Annotated in this window: 18 protein-coding genes; 6 read left to right on the top strand and 12 right to left on the bottom strand. The window is 41.6% G+C overall.

Translation table 11 applies throughout. The annotated features are described in order from the left end of the window. Positions 1–93: 93 nt before the first annotated feature. Positions 94–1,671 (bottom strand): degradosome RNA helicase CshA, encoded by a 1,578-nt coding sequence (gene cshA / locus N8L90_RS08435; protein ID WP_261025071.1) that lies wholly within the window; start codon positions 1,669–1,671, stop codon positions 94–96. Between the two features lie 329 nt (positions 1,672–2,000). On the opposite strand from cshA, the gene N8L90_RS08430 reads away from it, so the two are divergent. The 5 genes from N8L90_RS08430 to N8L90_RS08410 all read left to right on the top strand — a co-directional run bounded on the left by N8L90_RS08430 (position 2,001) and on the right by N8L90_RS08410 (position 8,336). Next, entirely contained in the window at positions 2,001–3,317 is a 1,317-nt protein-coding gene (locus N8L90_RS08430; protein WP_261025070.1) for an FAD-containing oxidoreductase, read from the top strand. 637 nt (positions 3,318–3,954) lie between these two features. After that, a complete protein-coding gene (locus N8L90_RS08425) occupies positions 3,955–4,710 on the top strand; it encodes a hypothetical protein (protein ID WP_224218933.1) in 756 nt (251 codons plus the stop codon). 291 nt (positions 4,711–5,001) lie between these two features. Continuing rightward, positions 5,002–6,345, top strand: coding sequence for a lipid II isoglutaminyl synthase subunit MurT (murT, locus tag N8L90_RS08420; protein ID WP_261025068.1), 1,344 nt, complete (start codon positions 5,002–5,004; stop codon positions 6,343–6,345). Continuing rightward, positions 6,345–7,127, top strand: coding sequence for a lipid II isoglutaminyl synthase subunit GatD (gatD, locus tag N8L90_RS08415; RefSeq protein ID WP_261025066.1), 783 nt, complete (start codon positions 6,345–6,347; stop codon positions 7,125–7,127). The genes murT and gatD overlap by 1 nt, the downstream gene beginning before the upstream one ends. Before the next feature lie 126 nt (positions 7,128–7,253). Beyond that, positions 7,254–8,336 (top strand): M24 family metallopeptidase, encoded by a 1,083-nt coding sequence (locus tag N8L90_RS08410; RefSeq protein WP_261025065.1) that lies wholly within the window; start codon positions 7,254–7,256, stop codon positions 8,334–8,336. Between the two features lie 206 nt (positions 8,337–8,542). Here N8L90_RS08410 and N8L90_RS08405 read toward each other — a convergent pair whose 3' ends face one another. The 8 genes from N8L90_RS08405 to N8L90_RS08370 form a co-directional block, all read right to left on the bottom strand. Further along, a complete protein-coding gene (locus N8L90_RS08405) occupies positions 8,543–9,004 on the bottom strand; it encodes an ECF transporter S component (RefSeq protein WP_261025064.1) in 462 nt (153 codons plus the stop codon). Further along, the gene (locus N8L90_RS08400; protein ID WP_261025062.1) at positions 8,982–9,755 is read right to left on the bottom strand and encodes a bifunctional hydroxymethylpyrimidine kinase/phosphomethylpyrimidine kinase; all 774 of its coding nucleotides are present in this window, start codon (positions 9,753–9,755) and stop codon (positions 8,982–8,984) included. Before N8L90_RS08400 ends, N8L90_RS08405 begins: the two co-directional genes overlap by 23 nt. Continuing rightward, on the bottom strand, positions 9,745–10,494 hold the full coding sequence (gene truA / locus N8L90_RS08395) for a tRNA pseudouridine(38-40) synthase TruA (protein WP_261025060.1): 750 nt from the start codon (positions 10,492–10,494) through the stop codon (positions 9,745–9,747). Before truA ends, N8L90_RS08400 begins: the two co-directional genes overlap by 11 nt. A 99-nt stretch (positions 10,495–10,593) precedes the next feature. Further along, on the bottom strand, positions 10,594–11,745 hold the full coding sequence (locus tag N8L90_RS08390; RefSeq protein WP_261025058.1) for an MFS transporter: 1,152 nt from the start codon (positions 11,743–11,745) through the stop codon (positions 10,594–10,596). Positions 11,746–11,871: 126 nt separating this feature from the next. Continuing rightward, positions 11,872–12,501, bottom strand: coding sequence for a Pr6Pr family membrane protein (locus N8L90_RS08385; RefSeq protein ID WP_261025057.1), 630 nt, complete (start codon positions 12,499–12,501; stop codon positions 11,872–11,874). 2 nt (positions 12,502–12,503) lie between these two features. Beyond that, a complete protein-coding gene (locus N8L90_RS08380) occupies positions 12,504–12,842 on the bottom strand; it encodes a zinc ribbon domain-containing protein YjdM (protein ID WP_001061584.1) in 339 nt (112 codons plus the stop codon). Between the two features lie 129 nt (positions 12,843–12,971). Then, positions 12,972–13,643 (bottom strand): (d)CMP kinase, encoded by a 672-nt coding sequence (gene cmk, locus N8L90_RS08375; RefSeq protein WP_000849398.1) that lies wholly within the window; start codon positions 13,641–13,643, stop codon positions 12,972–12,974. Between the two features lie 8 nt (positions 13,644–13,651). Further along, positions 13,652–14,122 (bottom strand): SAG1386/EF1546 family surface-associated protein, encoded by a 471-nt coding sequence (locus tag N8L90_RS08370; protein WP_143952369.1) that lies wholly within the window; start codon positions 14,120–14,122, stop codon positions 13,652–13,654. A gap of 45 nt (positions 14,123–14,167) precedes the next feature. Here N8L90_RS08370 and N8L90_RS08365 point away from each other — a divergent pair, with 45 nt between their 5' ends. After that, positions 14,168–14,374, top strand: a complete 207-nt coding sequence (locus N8L90_RS08365) for a ferredoxin (RefSeq protein WP_261025053.1) — start codon at positions 14,168–14,170, stop codon at positions 14,372–14,374. 50 nt (positions 14,375–14,424) lie between these two features. On the opposite strand, the gene N8L90_RS08360 is transcribed toward N8L90_RS08365, so the two are convergent. From N8L90_RS08360 to N8L90_RS08350, 3 genes are all read right to left on the bottom strand, one after another. Beyond that, positions 14,425–15,390, bottom strand: a complete 966-nt coding sequence (locus tag N8L90_RS08360; RefSeq protein ID WP_314725733.1) for a glycosyltransferase family 2 protein — start codon at positions 15,388–15,390, stop codon at positions 14,425–14,427. A gap of 1 nt (position 15,391) precedes the next feature. Next, positions 15,392–16,411, bottom strand: coding sequence for a UDP-glucose 4-epimerase GalE (gene galE, locus N8L90_RS08355; protein ID WP_261025051.1), 1,020 nt, complete (start codon positions 16,409–16,411; stop codon positions 15,392–15,394). Positions 16,412–16,665: 254 nt separating this feature from the next. After that, positions 16,666–17,769 (bottom strand): NAD(P)/FAD-dependent oxidoreductase, encoded by a 1,104-nt coding sequence (locus tag N8L90_RS08350; protein WP_261025049.1) that lies wholly within the window; start codon positions 17,767–17,769, stop codon positions 16,666–16,668. Positions 17,770–17,776 lie beyond the last annotated feature (7 nt).

The following is a 17,776-nucleotide window of genomic DNA, read 5'->3' as shown; positions in this document are numbered from 1 at the left end:
CATCATAAGTTAATTTCATAATAAAAACACCCCAAAAGTTAGATTTTTTCTGTCTAACTTTTGGGGTGCAGTTCAATTTTGAACCGCTTTTTCTTATTTATCGCCCTTATTACGAATAACAAAGCCTGTTTGCTTTTCACTTGAAGTATTGCGTGGTTTTTTATTGTCTTTATTACGGTAACGTCTGTCTTTATCAAAACGATCATTGCCACGACTTCCTTTTTTGAAATCATCACGACGACCATTGCCACGGCGATCACGGTCTCGACGATCATCCCCACGACGGCCTCCACGACCTCCCTTAGCTTTACCACCGAATCCATTACCTGATGGTTTAAATGGCAGTGGTTTTTCACGTGCAATCTCTACTTCAGGAAGACTATCTGGGTCTTGAACAGTCAGACTCAAGATATACATTGCCAATTCTTCTGGAGTAAATTCGGCAGCTAACTTACGAGCATCCTTACCAAATTTCTCAAAGTTGGCACGGATAGTCTCATCTGCAAAATCACGTTCGATTTTCTTGAGGGCTACGTGTTTTTTTGCTTGGAAGGCTTCTTCTGCACTTGCAGGTTTGAGACCTTTCATACGTTTCTTGGTCAAGTTTTCAATGATTTGAAGATAGCCCATTTCATTTGGTGATACGAAAGTAATAGACTGACCTGACTTACCAGCACGACCTGTACGACCGATACGGTGAACGTAACTTTCAGGATCTTGTGGAATATCGTAGTTATAGACATGGGTCACACCTGAAATATCCAACCCACGCGCTGCAACGTCCGTCGCAACTAGAACATCAAGATTACCATTTTTGAAGTCACGAAGGACACGAAGACGTTTGTTTTGGTCTAAATCTCCATGAATTCCTTCTGCACGGAAGCCACGGATTTTCAAACCACGAGTCAATTCATCTACACGGCGTTTTGTACGCCCAAATACGATAGCAAGTTCAGGCTGTTCCACATCCATAAGACGAGTCATGGTATCAAATTTTTCTTGTTCTTTAACACGAATATAGTATTGGTCAACCAATTCCGTTGTCAATTCCTTAGCAGCAATCTTCACATGCTCAGGTTCTTTCATAAACTGAACACCGATACGTTTGATGGCATCTGGCATAGTTGCTGAGAAAAGCAAAGTTTGACGGTTTTCAGGGACACGAGAAATGATAGCTTCGATATCTTCAAGGAAGCCCATGTTGAGCATTTCATCCGCTTCGTCAAGGATAAGAGTTTCAATATCTTGTAATTTCAAGGCCTTGCGTTTAATCAAGTCCAAGAGGCGACCTGGAGTTCCCACCACGATATGGGCACCAGATTTAAGAGCCTTAATTTGTTTTTCAATGCTTGATCCACCATATACTGAGCGAACCTTGACTCCCTTACTGCGACCAAAGCGGAAGAGTTCTTCTTGACTTTGGACAGCGAGTTCACGTGTTGGAGCGATAACCAAAGCTTGGATGGTCGCTTCTTCTGTACGGATTTTTTCAAGGGTAGGCAAGCCAAAGGCTGCAGTTTTTCCTGTACCAGTCTGAGCTTGACCGATAACGTCCTTACCTTCAAGAGCCAAGGGAATAGTTTGTTCTTGGATCGGACTAGCTTCTACAAAACCAGCTTTTTCAATCTCTGCTAGCAAATCAGCAGACAAGTTTAATTCATTAAATTTCACGTTATTCTTCTTTCTAAAGGTGGTGCGAAGCCACCCTATAGGGCTTAGTTTATACTTTTCTTTTTATGACGTATTTTCATATACTGGATATAAAATCGTGTTGCTTCTTTTCCACAAAAGAAAAGTACTGTTTTCTTTGCAACCTATCTAGTATAACACAAGAGAGAAGCAAAAGATAGCCTAATCCGTCGATAAAGTCATGTAAACGATTTTTTTGAGAAAGTAAGTCTATAATTTCCACTATTTCATAAACTTTTTTAAAGCGTAGCAGAATTGTGCAAAAGTTTTTTTCTTGTGCTAGAATGAAATTCGAATAGGAGGAACTCTAAATGTTAACTTATGATTTAATCGTTATCGGATTTGGTAAAGCTGGTAAAACACTAGCAGGTAAATTGGCTTCAGCTGGTAAAAAAGTTGCCCTCGTTGAACGTAGCAAAGCTATGTACGGTGGAACTTGTATCAACATCGGTTGTATCCCAACTAAAACTTTGCTAGTTGCTGCTGAAAAAGACTTGCCTTTTGAAGAAGTCATTGCTACCAAAAACACTATCACTGGTCGCCTCAACGGTAAAAACTATGCTACTGTTGCTGGTACAGGCGTGGACATCTTTGATGCGGAAGCTCACTTCCTTTCAAATAAAGTCATCGAAATCCAAGCTGGTGATGAAAAACAAGAACTGACTGCTGAAACAATCGTCATCAACACTGGTGCTGTTTCAAACGTCTTGCCAATCCCTGGACTTGCTACAAGCAAAAACGTCTTTGACTCAACAGGTATCCAAAACTTGGACAAATTGCCTGAAAACCTTGGAGTCCTTGGTGGTGGAAATATCGGTCTTGAATTTGCTGGCCTTTACAACAAACTTGGAAGTAAGGTCACAGTTCTAGATGCCTTGGATACTTTCCTTCCTCGTGCAGAACCTTCCATCGCAGCTCTTGCTAAACAATACATGGAAGAAGACGGTATTGAATTGCTTCAAAATATCCGTACTACTGAAATTAAAAATGACGGTGACCAAGTGCTTGTCGTAACTGAAAATGAAACTTACCGTTTCGACGCCCTTCTTTACGCAACTGGACGCAAACCAAATGTAGAACCACTTCAACTTGAAAATACAGATATTGAACTAACTGAACGTGGTGCTATTAAAGTAGACAAACATTGTCAAACAAACGTTCCTGGTGTCTTTGCAGTTGGAGATGTCAACGGCGGCCTTCAATTTACTTACATTTCACTTGATGACTTCCGTGTTGTTTACAGCTACCTTGCTGGAGATGGCAGCTACACACTTGAAGACCGTCTCAATGTACCAAATACTATGTTCATCACACCTGCGCTTTCACAAGTAGGTTTGACTGAAAGCCAAGCAGCTGATTTGAAACTTCCATACGCTGTTAAGGAAATCCCTGTTGCAGCAATGCCTCGTGGTCACGTAAATGGAGACCTTCGTGGAGCTTTCAAAGCTGTTGTTAATACTGAAACAAAAGAAATTCTTGGAGCAAGCATCTTCTCAGAAGGTTCTCAAGAAATCATCAACATCATCACTGTTGCTATGGACAACAAGATTCCTTACACTTACTTTACAAAACAAATCTTCACTCACCCAACCTTGGCTGAGAACTTGAATGACTTGTTTGCGATTTAAGTTGAGATTTGATCGTATCGAACAGCCCTCTTTGGGCTGTTTTTATTTCTGCGGAATCTCATACTCTTCGAAAATCAAATTCAAACCACGTCAGCTTCACCTTGCCGTATATATGTTACTGACTTCGTCAGTTCTATCTACAACCTCAAAGCAGTGCTTTGAGCAACCTGCGGCTAGCTTCCTAGTTTGCTCTTTGATTTTCATTGAGTATCAAATCTGTCTTTTCCCTCTTTTGTGATATAGTAGCCAAACTTTATTTAGCAGTCCTAATTATATATTGAGTTTCAGGTCACTCTTTCAAATATCAGCAAGACATATGACTTTGAATAACTCGCTTCAGCTCATCGTTTTATGAGTAATTTAAAAAGATATTTTGCAATGATTGTTTCGTGCCTAATTAGGTAAATTAGGCACTCTTCGCGCGGGTCGTATGTATATTTTCATCGAAAGAATACTTCAAATTTCTTCGTTCTTGATAATATGAGCAATACTCCGCAAAATGTTTAAACTTTATCATTGTAAAAAATATCGAAAGAAATCCCATATTACATTAGTATATATTTGGTATGGGATGAAATTGACTTTCGAAAATATTAACTATATAATGTCTGTAAACAAGAAACAATGAGGTAACGATATGAATAAAACAGAATTACTATTACAAAGACTAGATGATATTGGTCAGTCTCTAAAAGATTCTAGACAAGCACTAGCTTTGCTGGCACTTGGTTCTTGCGGATCAGAAAGAGAACGATTGGATCAGTACTCCGATTTGGATTTCTTTGTTATTGTAAAAGATGGCTACAAGCAGGCCTATATCCAGGATCTAACTTGGTTAAGTAATCTAGAACCAATTGCATTTCACTACCAAAATACAGTGGACGGACATAAAGTTCTATTTGAAGATGATGTTTTTTGTGAATTTGCTATCTTTGAAGCTCACGAACTAGTAAACATTCCTTTCGCTGAAGGCAAAATTATCTGGAAGGAGGTCGGTTTTGATGGAACAATCTGCCAGCCACAAAGATTGCCATCAAAAGAAAATAGAGATCGTGAATGGCTGTTGGGAGAAATTTTATGCAACCTATATATAGGACTAGGTCGCTATCAACGAGGGGAAAAATTGGCTGCTTATGATTTCATCCAAAACAGATCTGTCAAGCTCTGGACTGAACTAATCAATTTGGAAAAAACTTCTAAATCTAATTTTATAGATATTTTTAACAGCAACAGACGATTTGAAAAAGGTTATCCAAATGAAGCCAAACAATTACCCTACTTTTTGCAAGGTTACGAACGAATTTCTGAATCTGCTCAGGCACTCCTAGAATATCTTGATAAACACTATCCTCTTAACGCATTTATAAAAGAAAAAATTCGTAATTTATTATAAAAGAGACTTTCCAAAAAATAATCTAAATCCCAAAAGTTAGGTATCTTTGTCAACTATAATGGATTAATGAAATTTTAAAACCTGCAGAAGGTAATTGATGTCCTCTCCTTTCTTATGTTCAGAGCAAGAAAGATTTATTTCTTAAAGTTGCCAAAGTTATCAAATTCAAAGATATTGTATTTGATTGGTTTAATCAGAACCTAAAAAGCACCTCTAAGGTTACTTCTTTAGTTGATCTTAGAGGTTACTTTAGTTATTGGACTGCTGGGCGCAGTATGATATAATAGAAACATGAACTTAAAAACTACTTTGGGCCTTCTTGCTGGGCGTTCTTCCCACTTCATTTTAAGCCGTCTTGGCCGTGGAAGTACGCTTCCAGGAAAACTTGCCCTTCAATTTGATAAAGATATTTTACAAAACCTAGCTAAGAACTACGAGATTGTCGTGGTCACTGGAACAAATGGAAAAACCCTGACAACTGCCCTCACTGTCGGCATTTTAAAAGAGGTTTATGGTCAAGTTCTGACCAACCCAAGCGGTGCCAACATGATTACAGGAATTGCGACAACCTTCTTAACAGCCAAATCTTCTAAAACTGGGAAAAATATTGCCGTTCTCGAAATTGACGAAGCCAGTCTATCTCGTATCTGTGACTATATCCAGCCAAGCCTTTTTGTTATCACCAATATCTTCCGTGACCAGATGGACCGCTATGGTGAGATTTACACAACTTACAAGATGATTTTGGATGCTATTCGTAAAGTGCCTACTGCCACTGTTCTCCTTAATGGAGACAGTCCACTTTTCTACAAGCCAGCTATTCCAAATCCTGTAGAGTATTTTGGTTTTGACTTGGAGAAAGGTCCAGCTCAACTGGCTCACTATAATACCGAAGGGATTCTCTGTCCTGACTGCCAAGGCATCCTCAAATATGAACATAATACCTATGCAAACTTGGGTGCCTATATCTGTGAAGGTTGTGGATGTAAACGTCCTGATTTAGACTATCGTTTGACAAAACTGGTTGAGTTGACCAACAATCGCTCTCGCTTTGTCATAGACGGACAAGAATACGGTATTCAAATCGGTGGTCTTTACAATATCTACAACGCCCTAGCTGCGGTTGCTATTGCTCGTTTCCTCGGTGCCGATTCCCAACTCATCAAACAGGGATTTGATAAGAGCCGTGCTGTCTTTGGACGCCAAGAAACCTTCCATATCGGTGATAAGGAATGTACTCTCGTCTTGATTAAGAATCCAGTCGGTGCGACCCAAGCTATCGAAATGATTAAACTAGCACCTTATCCATTTAGCCTATCTGTCCTCCTTAACGCTAACTATGCAGACGGTATTGACACCAGCTGGATCTGGGATGCTGATTTTGAACAAATCACTGACATGGACATTCCCGAAATCAACGCTGGCGGTGTTCGCCATTCTGAAATTGCTCGTCGTCTACGAGTGACAGGCTATCCAGCTGATAAAATTACTGAAATAAGTAGTCTGGAGCAAGTTCTTAAAACCATTGAGAATCAAGACTGCAAGCATGCCTATATCCTAGCTACCTATACTGCTATGCTTGAATTCCGCGAACTGCTGGCTAGTCGTCAGATTGTTAGAAAGGAGATGAACTAATGGTTTATACTTCACTTTCCTCAAAAGCTGGCAATTACCCCTATCAGCTCAATATTGCCCACCTCTACGGTAACCTCATGAATACCTACGGGGACAATGGAAACATCCTCATGCTCAAGTATGTGGCTGAAAAACTGGGAGCCCATGTGACGGTTGACATCGTTTCTCTCCATGATGACTTTGACGAAAATCACTACGACATCGCCTTTTTCGGTGGCGGTCAAGACTTTGAACAAAGTATTATTGCAGACGACCTACCTGCTAAAAAAGAGAGCATTGACAACTACATCCAAAACGACGGTGTGGTTCTCGCTATCTGCGGTGGTTTCCAACTATTGGGGCAATATTATGTGGAAGCTTCAGGCAAACGCATCGAAGGGCTCGGTGTCATGGGCCACTACACCCTCAACCAGACCAATAACCGTTTTATTGGGGACATCAAGATTCACAATAAAGATTTCAATGAAACCTACTATGGTTTTGAAAATCACCAGGGTCGTACCTTCCTCTCTGATGACCAAAAACCACTGGGACATGTTGTCTATGGAAATGGAAATAACGAAGAAAAAGTCGGCGAAGGGGTTCATTATAAGAATGTCTTTGGTTCCTACTTCCACGGACCCATCCTCTCTCGCAATGCCAATCTGGCTTATCGCCTAGTCACTACTGCCCTCAAGAAGAAATATGGTCAGGATATCCAACTTCCTGCCTATGAGGACATCCTCAGTCAAGAAATCGCTGAAGAATACAGTGATGTCAAAAGCAAGGCTGACTTTTCTTAAACAAAGGAAAATGATATCAAAGAACTCCGTTATCTTGTCGGAGTTTTTTTGTCTTTTCTTTTACCCTTCTCCCTTGCATTTTCTCTCTTTTTTTGCCAAAATAGAGGGGTAGAAAGAAGGTAGCATATGTCTAAATTACAACAAATCGTAACATATCTTGAATCAGAAAAACTAGACGTCGCTGTCGTATCTGACCCCGTCACAATCAATTACCTCACTGGCTTTTACAGTGATCCCCATGAACGCCAAATGTTCCTTTTTGTCCTAGCGGATCAAGAACCCCTCCTTTTTGTCCCAGCTCTTGAAGTTGAGCGTGCTACTAGCACTGTTTCCTTCCCAGTTGTGGGCTATGTGGACTCTGAAAACCCATGGCAAAAAATGAAACATGCTCTTCCACAGCACGACTTTAAACGTGTCGCTGTTGAGTTTGACAATCTCATCCTGACCAAATATCATGGCTTGAAAACTGTCTTTGAGACTGCTGACTTTGAAAACCTCACACCTCGTATCCAACGCATGCGCCTCATCAAATCAGCTGATGAAGTGCAAAAAATGATGGTTGCAGGTCTCTATGCGGACAAGGCTGTTAATGTTGGTTTTGACAATATTTCTCTTGATAAGACTGAGACAGATATCATCGCTCAAATTGACTTTGCCATGAAACGTGAAGGCTATGAAATGAGTTTTGATACCATGGTCTTGACTGGTGATAATGCTGCAAATCCACACGGTATTCCAGCAGCTAATAAGGTTGAAAATGATGCTCTTCTACTCTTTGACCTTGGTGTTCTAGTCAACGGCTATGCGTCAGATATGACTCGTACAGTCGCAGTCGGCAAACCTGACCAATTCAAGAAAGACATTTATAACTTGACTCTTGAAGCCCAACAAGCTGCTCTTGACTTTATCAAACCAGGTGTGACTGCCCATGAAGTGGACCGTGCTGCCCGTGAGGTCATCGAAAAAGCTGGTTACGGCGAGTACTTCAACCACCGTCTTGGTCACGGTATCGGTATGGATGTCCACGAATTCCCATCTATCATGGAAGGAAACGACATGGTCATCGAAGAAGGCATGTGCTTCTCTGTTGAACCAGGTATCTATATCCCTGGTAAAGTCGGTGTCCGTATCGAAGACTGCGGTGTTGTTACCAAGGATGGCTTTGACCTCTTTACAAACACCAGCAAAGACTTGCTTTATTTTGATTAATATTCTTCGAAAATCTTCACACAATAAAACGCATAGTATCAAGGTTCCAACACCTGATACTATGCGTTTTTCTGATTTTTAAGACTTTTGACTCAGCCTCTTTATACTCAATGAAAATCAAAGTGCAAACTAGGAAGCTAGCCGCAGGCTATACTTGAGTACGGCAAGGTGAAGCTTACGTGGTTTGAAGAGATTTTCAAAGAGTATTACTTAATCTTCTTGATACTTTGACTAAGAATAAATCCTACAATCATCCCTACCATATTTTGCATGAAATTTGGTAAGATTTCTGGTAGGGCTGCTGCCCAGCCATTCATCAAAGTAGAACCCAAGGCGTAACCCCCTACCATGGCAATCGTTGCTAAGATAAGGCCTAACCACTGAGTTTTTCCTTTAAATCCTGCGAAAAATCCCTGCAAAGCATGATTGACCAAGCTAAAAAACATCCACTGAGGGTAGCCTGATAAGAGGTCAATCAAGAAACCTGCTAGTCCTCCGACTACAGCTCCTTCACGACTACCAAAGTAAAAGGCAGCAAAGAAGACACCCGCATCTAAAAGAGTTAGAATGCCTGTCGGTGTTGGGATTTTTAAGAAATAACCTAGAACCACAGAGAGGGCGGTTAATAGGGATACAAGGGCGATTTTAGTTGTTTTGGTTTGCTTCATATTGTCTTACTCCATACTGATCTGCTTGTGCAATAGCACGATAAACGAAAGCCTTAGAGCTTTCTACTGCTGGTAAAAGTTCATCACCTTTGAGTAGGTGACTGGCAATGCTTGAGGCAAAGGTACAACCTGCGCCAGCATTTTGACCTTGGATGACGGGATTTTCTAGGACTGTAAAGGTTTGTCCATCATAAAAGACATCTACAGCCTTGTCCTGACTAAGGCGATTGCCTCCCTTGATAATGACTGCTGGCGCTCCTAAGTCATGCAATTTCTGCGCTGCTGTTTTCATGTCTTCCAATGTTTTAATTTCCTGACCTGCCAATAATTCTGCTTCAGGAAGATTAGGCGTAATCACGCTGACATAAGGGAAAAAGCGAATCAACTCTTGGCAGAGTTCACTAACTGCTACGTCGTGCGTTTCCTTGCAGACCAAGACAGGATCCAGAACCACAGGCACTCCTGGGCGTTGCTTGATAAAGTCCAATGCCTTCTCAGCCACACTGACAGTTGGTAGAAGACCGATCTTAATCCCTGCAAATTCCACATCACGCAAGCTATCTAATTCATGTTGAAAAATGGTATCGTCAGTTGGAAAGACTTCAAATCCTTTTTCTGTCAAGGCTGTCAAACAAGTCACTGCTACAAAGCCATGCAAGCCGTTCAATGTATAGGTAGCCAAATCAGCGGACAATCCACCACCACTAAAAATATCATTTCCTGAAAGTGCTAAAATACGATTATTCTTCATAACGAATCTCCTTTAAATACAAACCATTTGGTGCTGCAGTGGGACCTGCAAGTTGCCTGTCCTTCTTCTCCAAGATCAGGTCAATCTGCTCTACTGGCATGCGGTTATTGCCGATTTTGAGCAGTGTCCCCACCATATTGCGAATCTGCTTATACAAGAAACCATTTCCTGAAAAGGTAAAGGTCAAAAACTGGCCTGTCTCATCAACCCTGAGACTAGCTTCTGTGATAGTGCGAACCTTGTCCTCTACGCTGGTCCCAGATGCTGTAAAGCCTGTGAAATCGTGGGTTCCTTCTAGCTTTTTGACGGCCTCCTGCATCCTCTCCACATCGAGTGGGTAGGGGAAGTGAGTGGCATAGTGACGGCGCATCGGATTTTTGGGACGGCCCCTATCCACGATAAACTCATAGGTCTTGCTATGCTTGACATAACGGCAATGAAAATTATCCGCCACAAGCTCAATCGAAACCACATCGATATCTTCAGGAGACTGGGTATCCAAGGCAAAACGGAGCTTCTCCTCATCCATCTGATAGGGCAGGTCAAAATGAATCACCTGTCCCAAAGCATGAACCCCACTATCTGTCCTACCAGCACCGTGAACAGTAATGGCTTGCCCTTTATTTAACCTGGTCAAGGTTTTTTCAATTTCTTCCTGAACGCTACGCGCATGAGGCTGGCGCTGAAAACCAGCAAAGGCATAACCATCATAGGAAATAGTTGCTTTGTATCTCGTCATAACCTCTATTTTATCAAGAAATTAGTCTCGTAACAAGCTAGAAAATTTATAATTGTCTGGGTACAAAATTCACAAAAAGAAAAACTTAGGAAACCAATCCTAAGCTCTCTTGTGAAGTAGGTACATGACAAAGATAGAGGTTACAATCAACCAAGATCCTAAGATAGCAAAGACCAACATCCCATTGTGAGTTAGTAAGCCAATTGCACCTAGAACAAATGGGGTCGTAAAGGCTCCGAAACTACAGCCTAATACAGCAAATGAAGTTGCTTGATTGAGGAGTTTAGATGGAATTCGTTCAGAGACAAGTTGAAAGACCGTCGTCAAGGCTACACTGTAGGCAAAACCAGCCAGAATGCTTCCTGCCACTACCACCCACAAGGATGGAGACAAGGCAATCACGATTTGCCCTAAGCCGAAGGTAATACCAGACCAGAGGAGCAATTTTTCCTTAAAGATAGAAATCAAGAAAGAAAAACTCACCCCAGCCACAATCCCGATCAACTGCATGATACTAAGAACAAAACTAGATAACTGGGCATCTCCAAGTCCTCTTTCCACCATCAAACTTGGAATACGAATAGTAATAGCCGTATTGGTACAAACTACAACTGCCGCTTCAATAGCTAAGATAAAAATCAAGCCTTTCATTTCTCGAGTTAAGCGACTTACTTCCTTCGCTTTTTTCTTGACTTCTTTCTTTTCCTTTCCATAAGGTACAAAGAGCAGATAAAGGGTCAGTACCAAAAATCCAGCACTGTAGGCTAGAAAGGTAGCTGTCCAACCAAAGGCCAACAATTGACCGACTGCCAAGGTAATGAGAGAAGCCCCAACGACCTCTGCAGAACCGCGTAGCCCTAACATCTGAATTCGCGTTTTCCCTTGATAACGCTCACTGATGATAGAAATAGCCTTGGCATTGATCATCCCAACTCCCAAACCAAAAAGAATCCGTGTTCCAAATACAAAAGGATAGGCTTGATACCAAAAGGGTGCTGTTCCACTCAGTGATAAAATCAGCAATCCCAAACTAATTTGTAAGCGCTCAGGAAAGATTTTTTCTAAGAAACCATTTAGTAATAACATAATCATGATTCCAAAGGAAGGCAAGCTCGCCAAGAGCTCAATTTGTTCCTTAGGATAGCCTTGATAATAGTCAAACATGGCTGGCAGGGCACTTGAGATGGAAAAGGATGTAATCAAAACGAGGGAGAGAGCCAAAATACTGGCCCGTTCTAAAAATTGTTTCATGAAGTCTCTTTCTATATTTTCTCTTAATCTTCTGTCTCTTTTGATAGTTATCAAACAAGCAAGAAAAGAAGAAGCCTCTTTAGTGTATAGACTCCTTCTTAAACTCGAAAATGAATCCCTTGTGTCTTAGGATGATTTTCTCTTGATTTGCTTGATAAAGTAGAAGATAAATCCTGCTACCATATAGGCAACAAAGATAATCAGACACCACTTGAACACGACATCCCAACCCTTGTTCACATTCAAAAAGAAGTAAGGGAAGGGACTGACCTTAGAATTAGGAACATCAAGTTTCAGTACCAAGCCATTGAAAAGAGCAAAAATCATATACAGCAAGGGTAAAATCGTCCACACAACTGGATCCCAAATCTTGTATTGACCCTGTTTGTCAAAAAAGAGGGTATCTGCTAAAAACCAGAGGGGAACGATATAGTGGCAAAGGAAATTTTCTAGGGTATAGAAATTAGTCGCAATAGGCGCTAAGAGGAAATGGTAAATCACACAGGTAATCATGATACTCATGGTGACCCCACCTTTTAAGCGCAAGAGACTTGGCCTTTGCCAGTTTTCACCTAAACGGCTCATAACCTTTAGGAGATAGAGCGTAAAAATCGCGACTAAGAGGTTGGACAGAACCGTATAATAGAGCAGCATCCCAAAGCCACCATGCTTGGCGATTTCAAGATAAACTCCCGTAAAAGCCGCTAGAAACAAGAAGATACGGCTATAAAATACAAGTTTACAGTGTTTCGACATGCTTAAATTTTCTTCACAAACTCTGATTTGAGTTTCATGGCACCAAAGCCATCAATTTTACAGTCGATATTGTGGTCACCCTCTACGATGCGGATATTTTTCACGCGCGTCCCTTGTTTCAAATCTTTTGGCGCACCTTTTACTTTCAAATCCTTGATGAGGGTTACAGTATCACCATCAGCCAATTTATTTCCGTTGGCATCGATAGCAACAAGGCCCTCTTCTACATCTGCAACTTCAGCAGGATTCCACTCATGAGCACACTCTGGGCAAACCAGTAGGGCACCGTCTTCGTAGACATACTCTGAGTTACATTTTGGGCAATTTGGTAGGTTGTTCATGGTTTCTCCTTATAAACATTCACTATTCTTTGAAAATCAAAATTTCTCGAACAGCAACTATTATACCTTAAAATCAGCATTTTGACAAATTTAGAAAAAACCGATATCAATCTATCGGCTTCTCTACATTTACATTCTTTTTTCAGCTTCTGCTTTGATTTTTTCAACTACTTCTTGAATGTTCAAACCAGTTGTATCAAGGTAAACCGCATCCTCTGCTTGTTTGAGAGGCGAAGTCTCACGATGACTATCCTTGTAGTCACGCGCTGCAATTTCCTCTTTTAGGGTTTCAAGATCTGTTTCAATTCCCTTGGCAATATTTTCCTTGTAACGGCGCTCTGCTCTCTCATCAACAGAAGCTACTAGGAAAATTTTCAATTCTGCTTGTGGCAATACAACAGTCCCAATATCGCGACCGTCCATGACAATCCCACCTTGCTGGGCAATCTCTTGTTGGAGAGAAACTAGTTTCTCACGTACTTGAGGAATTGCTGCAATGGCTGAAACATGATTGGTCACTTCATTTTCACGGATAGGATGAGTAATATCCACATCTCCTACAAAGACAAGTTGTTCTCCAGTTTCTGAACGTCCAAAACTGATTGGATGCTGGTCCAACAAGGCTAAAAGCTCCTCAATCTCTTCCACTCCTAATTGGTTCTTAAGAGCCATATAAGTCGCTGCACGATACATAGCACCTGTATCTAGGTAGGTGTATCCAAAATCCTTGGCAATAATCTTTGCGACCGTACTCTTACCACTTGAAGCAGGGCCGTCAATAGCAATTTGAATTGTTTTCATAGTAACTCCTATTTGATTTTGACAACATCACCTGGATTAGCAAACCAAGACCCTGTAGCCATATGACTAGGATTTAAGGCTTCTAACTGAGCAATCGAAATCCCAGCGCGAGCTGCAATGGCTGCTTCTCCTTCTCCAGCTAAGACTTTTGTCGTCCCTTCTGGATCTGTAGCTTCCTCCGAGTGTTCAGAAGAAGATTCTGAACTCTGTTCAGGCTGGGAACTACTAGAAGATGAAATCTGTACTACATTTGCGTCTGAATCGTGAAAATCTTTCAAGGCTGCTGTGCGATTACTCCCACCTGATGAAAGATAGATGAGAACAATAATCATCACTACCACAATTACAAAGAAAATACTGGCTAGGATCGTCAAGACACGATTGGCTACTACATCTCTACCTTGAGTTCTCTTACGACGTTCTGATCTTGTTTCTTCTTGATTTTCATAAATATCTTCTTGCCACGGTTCTTTTGCCATACCTTACTCCTTGTTTTTTTTTACTTTTCTTATTACAATATAAATATGAAAATCACACTTATACCTGAACGATGCATCGCCTGTGGGCTTTGCCAAACTTATTCTGATTTATTTGATTACCACGATAATGGAATCGTGCGTTTTTACGATGACCCCGACCAACTGGAAAAAGAAATTTCTCCTAGTCAGGATGTCTTAGAGGCTGTTAAAAATTGCCCAACTCGTGCCCTGATTGGAAGCCAGGAAGCCTAAATCAATGGCGATAATCCACTCCCTCTAGTTTAGCACATTTCCATGTAAAATTATAGTCTTTTCACTTTATTTTTTTCTGTAAAATCAGGAAGGTCGCTTTTTTCTTTGATAAGATAAAGTGGTCTTTTTTTAGTCTCTAGATAAATCTTACTGATGTACTTGCCGAGAATCCCAATGGTCAAGAGTTGAATGCCTCCGAGAAAGAGAATAACAGCCATCAGAGAGGTCCAACCTGATGTCGGATTGCCCAAAATGAGAGTTCGAACCACAACAAAAAAGGTCATAAGCAAAGAAATAAAACAAGATAGGAGACCAGCTACGAAGGCTATAATCAGGGGAAAATCTGAAAAATTAACAATCCCTTCAATGGAGTAGAAAAAAAGTTGCCTAAAACTCCAACTGGTCTTGCCAGCCTGCCTTTCGACATTTGGATAGTCCAGATAGTGGGTTTTAAAACCGACCCAGGCAAAGAGTCCCTTAGAAAAACGATTGGACTCGGTCAAAGCTAAAATGGCATCGACTACAGACCGTCTCATCATGCGAAAATCACGGACACCTGACGGCAGGGCTACTGGACTGATTTTTTGCATGAGGCGGTAAAAGATATCAGCACAGAAACTACGAAAGAAGGGTTCTCCCTCCCGACTGGTTCTCTGTGTTCCTACGCAGTCCAAATCTGCATTTTGGTCTAGTAAGGCTTTCATCTCAAGCAACATACTAGGAGGATCCTGCAGGTCTGCATCCATTACCACCACTAGGTCTCCTGTCGCATATTGTAAGCCTGCATACAGAGCTGCTTCTTTGCCAAAATTTCGTGAGAAAGAAAGATAATGCACTGCCGGATTTTGCTCCCGATAGGTCTTTAAAAGTTCCAAAGTCCCATCACTTGATCCATCGTCGACAAAGACATACTCGATTTCTGTTTCCAAATCTGGAAGTAAAGCTTCCAAAGCCTGATAAAAAAGAGGAAGTACTTCCTCTTCGTTTAAACAGGGGACAATGATTGATATCACCATCTTAGTCTTCGAATCCATTTGGATGCTTGCTTTGCCAACGCCATGCGTCTTCACACATTTGGGTGATGCCTAATTCTGCTTCCCAGCCGAGTTCTGCTTTGGCTTTTGCAGGATCTGAATAGCAGGCTGCGATATCACCTGGGCGACGGTCTACGATGCGGTAAGGGATTGGATGTCCCACTGCTTTTTCCATGTTTTGGATAATTTCAAGAACTGAATAGCCTTTCCCTGTTCCAAGGTTATAAATGTTTAGGCCTGAATCTTTTTGGATTTTTTTCAGAGCTGCGACGTGACCTTTAGCCAAATCAACAACGTGGATATAGTCACGAACACCAGTTCCATCTTCCGTATCGTAATCGTCTCCAAACACTTGCACTTGCTCTAATTTCCCAACTGCTACTTGAGTCACATATGGCAAGAGGTTGTTTGGAATACCGTTTGGATTTTCTCCCAAATCACCACTCTCATGGGCTCCGATTGGGTTGAAATAACGAAGTAAGACCACATTCCATTCTGAGTCTGCCTTGTAGATATCGGTCAAAATTTCCTCTAGCATGAGCTTGGTACGACCGTATGGGTTGGTCACTGAAAGTGGGAAATCTTCCAAGATTGGCACTGTATGAGGATCTCCGTAAACTGTCGCAGAAGAACTGAAAATGATGTTTTTACAGTTGTTTTCTTCCATGACCTTCAAAAGACTAACAGTCCCAGCGATATTGTTGTCATAGTAAGCCAGAGGAATACGGGTAGATTCACCGACAGCCTTCAAACCAGCAAAGTGAATAACACCAGTCGGTTCTTCCTGTTTGAAAATGTCACGAAGAGTATCTGTATCACGAATATCTGCCTCATAGAAAGGCACTTCAACTCCTGTAATTCTCTCAACAACTTCTAAACTTTTGCGATTGCTGTTGACAAGGTTATCCACCACAACAACTTGATGACCTGCTTGGATTAACTCAATAACAGTGTGGGTTCCGATAAATCCTGCTCCACCCGTTACCAAAATCTTTTCTTGCATCTTCTTTCCTCGATTCTCGGATTATTTTTTCTTATTTTACCATTTTTGATAGGGAATGTCATTTACCATCCTAGAGGGTAAGATAAAATTTCAGTAAAATGCTTATACTCTTCGAAAATCTCTTCAAACCACATCAACGTCGCCTTTCCATGGGTATGGTTACTGACTTCGTCAGTTCTATCCACAACCTCAAAGCAGTGCTTTGAGCAACCCGCGGCTAGTTTCCTAGTTTGTTCTTTGATTTTCATTGAGTATTATTCGCTTTTTACTCGTTTGACATAGTTTTCAATTGGGTAGTTTAGAGGGTCCAAGGTCAACTCCTTGTCTTGAATCAGTTGAGCTAGATGGTAGCCAATGATAGGACCCGTTGTGAGGCCTGATGAACCTAGTCCACTAGCAGCATAGACACCTGCTAAGCCAGGTACTTGCCCAAAGAAAGGTGAGAAATCGCTGGTATAGGCACGGATTCCCACACGCTCAGCTCTTGAAGTCGCTACTGCCAAGACTGGATAGTGAGGCAAGGCTGCCTCCTCCATTTGCTGGAGCAAGGTTTCATCTACCGTCAAATCAAATCCCATATCATTTTCATGAGTAGCTCCTAGGGACAATTTCCCACCTGCAAAAGGAATCAAATCCCACTCCCCTTCTGGCATAACAACAGGGTAAGCTTCCATGTCTTGGGCCAGCTGATAATCTCGGAGTTGGCCTTTTTGAGGACGGACATCCACAGCATAACCCAAGGGTTCTAACATATCCCCCAACCAAGCTCCCGTCGCCAAAATAACCTGATCAAACACCTCTTCGTCAATCTGGTAACCTGATGCTAACGGTGTCAGAATCACTTTTTCTTTGACCAGCTTAACCTGACTAGCTTCCAGCAAACGAGTTACTAAGAGTTGGCCATCTACTCTCGCTCCACCAGAAGCATAGAGCAGGTGGTCAAATCCCTGCAAACCAGGGAATAATTCATTAGCTGATGCTTGGTCCAGAATGGCTAATTGCCCTATCAAAGGAGATTCTTCTCTACGCTGGTGGGCTAGTTGATAAAGTTCTTCCAACTTAGTTTCATCCTTTTTCAGGAGAAAGACTCCCGAACGCTGGTAAAAGTCGATTTCTTGCCCTGACTTCTCTAAATCAGCTAATAAATCCACATAAAAGTCAGCCCCCAAGCGCGCCATCTTAAACCAGGCCTTATTGCGGCGTTTGGAAAACCAGGGGCTGATAATTCCTGCTGCGGCCTTGGTAGCCTGACCCTGTCCATGGTCAAAGACGGTCACCTCTAGGTCACTTTCTTTCGAGAGGTAGTAGGCAGCTGTTGCTCCCACAATTCCTGCTCCGATAATAGCAACTTTTTTCATTGTTTTC

Source organism: Streptococcus mitis, assembly GCF_946190115.1.
Classification (GTDB): domain Bacteria; phylum Bacillota; class Bacilli; order Lactobacillales; family Streptococcaceae; genus Streptococcus; species Streptococcus mitis_CO.
This window is presented reverse-complemented; position numbering and strand designations above follow the sequence as displayed.

What these genes read in the sequence shown, in the direction of transcription:
- N8L90_RS08430 (WP_261025070.1), top strand. Translation starts at nt 2,001, where the DNA reads ATGTTAACTTATGATTTAATCGTTATCGGATTTGGTAAAGCTGGTAAA.
- N8L90_RS08425 (WP_224218933.1), top strand. Translation starts at nt 3,955, where the DNA reads ATGAATAAAACAGAATTACTATTACAAAGACTAGATGATATTGGTCAG.
- murT (WP_261025068.1), top strand. Translation starts at nt 5,002, where the DNA reads ATGAACTTAAAAACTACTTTGGGCCTTCTTGCTGGGCGTTCTTCCCAC.
- gatD (WP_261025066.1), top strand. Translation starts at nt 6,345, where the DNA reads ATGGTTTATACTTCACTTTCCTCAAAAGCTGGCAATTACCCCTATCAG.
- N8L90_RS08410 (WP_261025065.1), top strand. Translation starts at nt 7,254, where the DNA reads ATGTCTAAATTACAACAAATCGTAACATATCTTGAATCAGAAAAACTA.
- N8L90_RS08405 (WP_261025064.1), bottom strand. Translation starts at nt 9,004, where the DNA reads ATGAAGCAAACCAAAACAACTAAAATCGCCCTTGTATCCCTATTAACC.
- N8L90_RS08400 (WP_261025062.1), bottom strand. Translation starts at nt 9,755, where the DNA reads ATGAAGAATAATCGTATTTTAGCACTTTCAGGAAATGATATTTTTAGT.
- truA (WP_261025060.1), bottom strand. Translation starts at nt 10,494, where the DNA reads ATGACGAGATACAAAGCAACTATTTCCTATGATGGTTATGCCTTTGCT.
- N8L90_RS08390 (WP_261025058.1), bottom strand. Translation starts at nt 11,745, where the DNA reads ATGAAACAATTTTTAGAACGGGCCAGTATTTTGGCTCTCTCCCTCGTT.
- N8L90_RS08385 (WP_261025057.1), bottom strand. Translation starts at nt 12,501, where the DNA reads ATGTCGAAACACTGTAAACTTGTATTTTATAGCCGTATCTTCTTGTTT.
- N8L90_RS08380 (WP_001061584.1), bottom strand. Translation starts at nt 12,842, where the DNA reads ATGAACAACCTACCAAATTGCCCAAAATGTAACTCAGAGTATGTCTAC.
- cmk (WP_000849398.1), bottom strand. Translation starts at nt 13,643, where the DNA reads ATGAAAACAATTCAAATTGCTATTGACGGCCCTGCTTCAAGTGGTAAG.
- N8L90_RS08370 (WP_143952369.1), bottom strand. Translation starts at nt 14,122, where the DNA reads ATGGCAAAAGAACCGTGGCAAGAAGATATTTATGAAAATCAAGAAGAA.
- N8L90_RS08365 (WP_261025053.1), top strand. Translation starts at nt 14,168, where the DNA reads ATGAAAATCACACTTATACCTGAACGATGCATCGCCTGTGGGCTTTGC.
- N8L90_RS08360 (WP_314725733.1), bottom strand. Translation starts at nt 15,390, where the DNA reads ATGGTGATATCAATCATTGTCCCCTGTTTAAACGAAGAGGAAGTACTT.
- galE (WP_261025051.1), bottom strand. Translation starts at nt 16,411, where the DNA reads ATGCAAGAAAAGATTTTGGTAACGGGTGGAGCAGGATTTATCGGAACC.
- N8L90_RS08350 (WP_261025049.1), bottom strand. Translation starts at nt 17,769, where the DNA reads ATGAAAAAAGTTGCTATTATCGGAGCAGGAATTGTGGGAGCAACAGCT.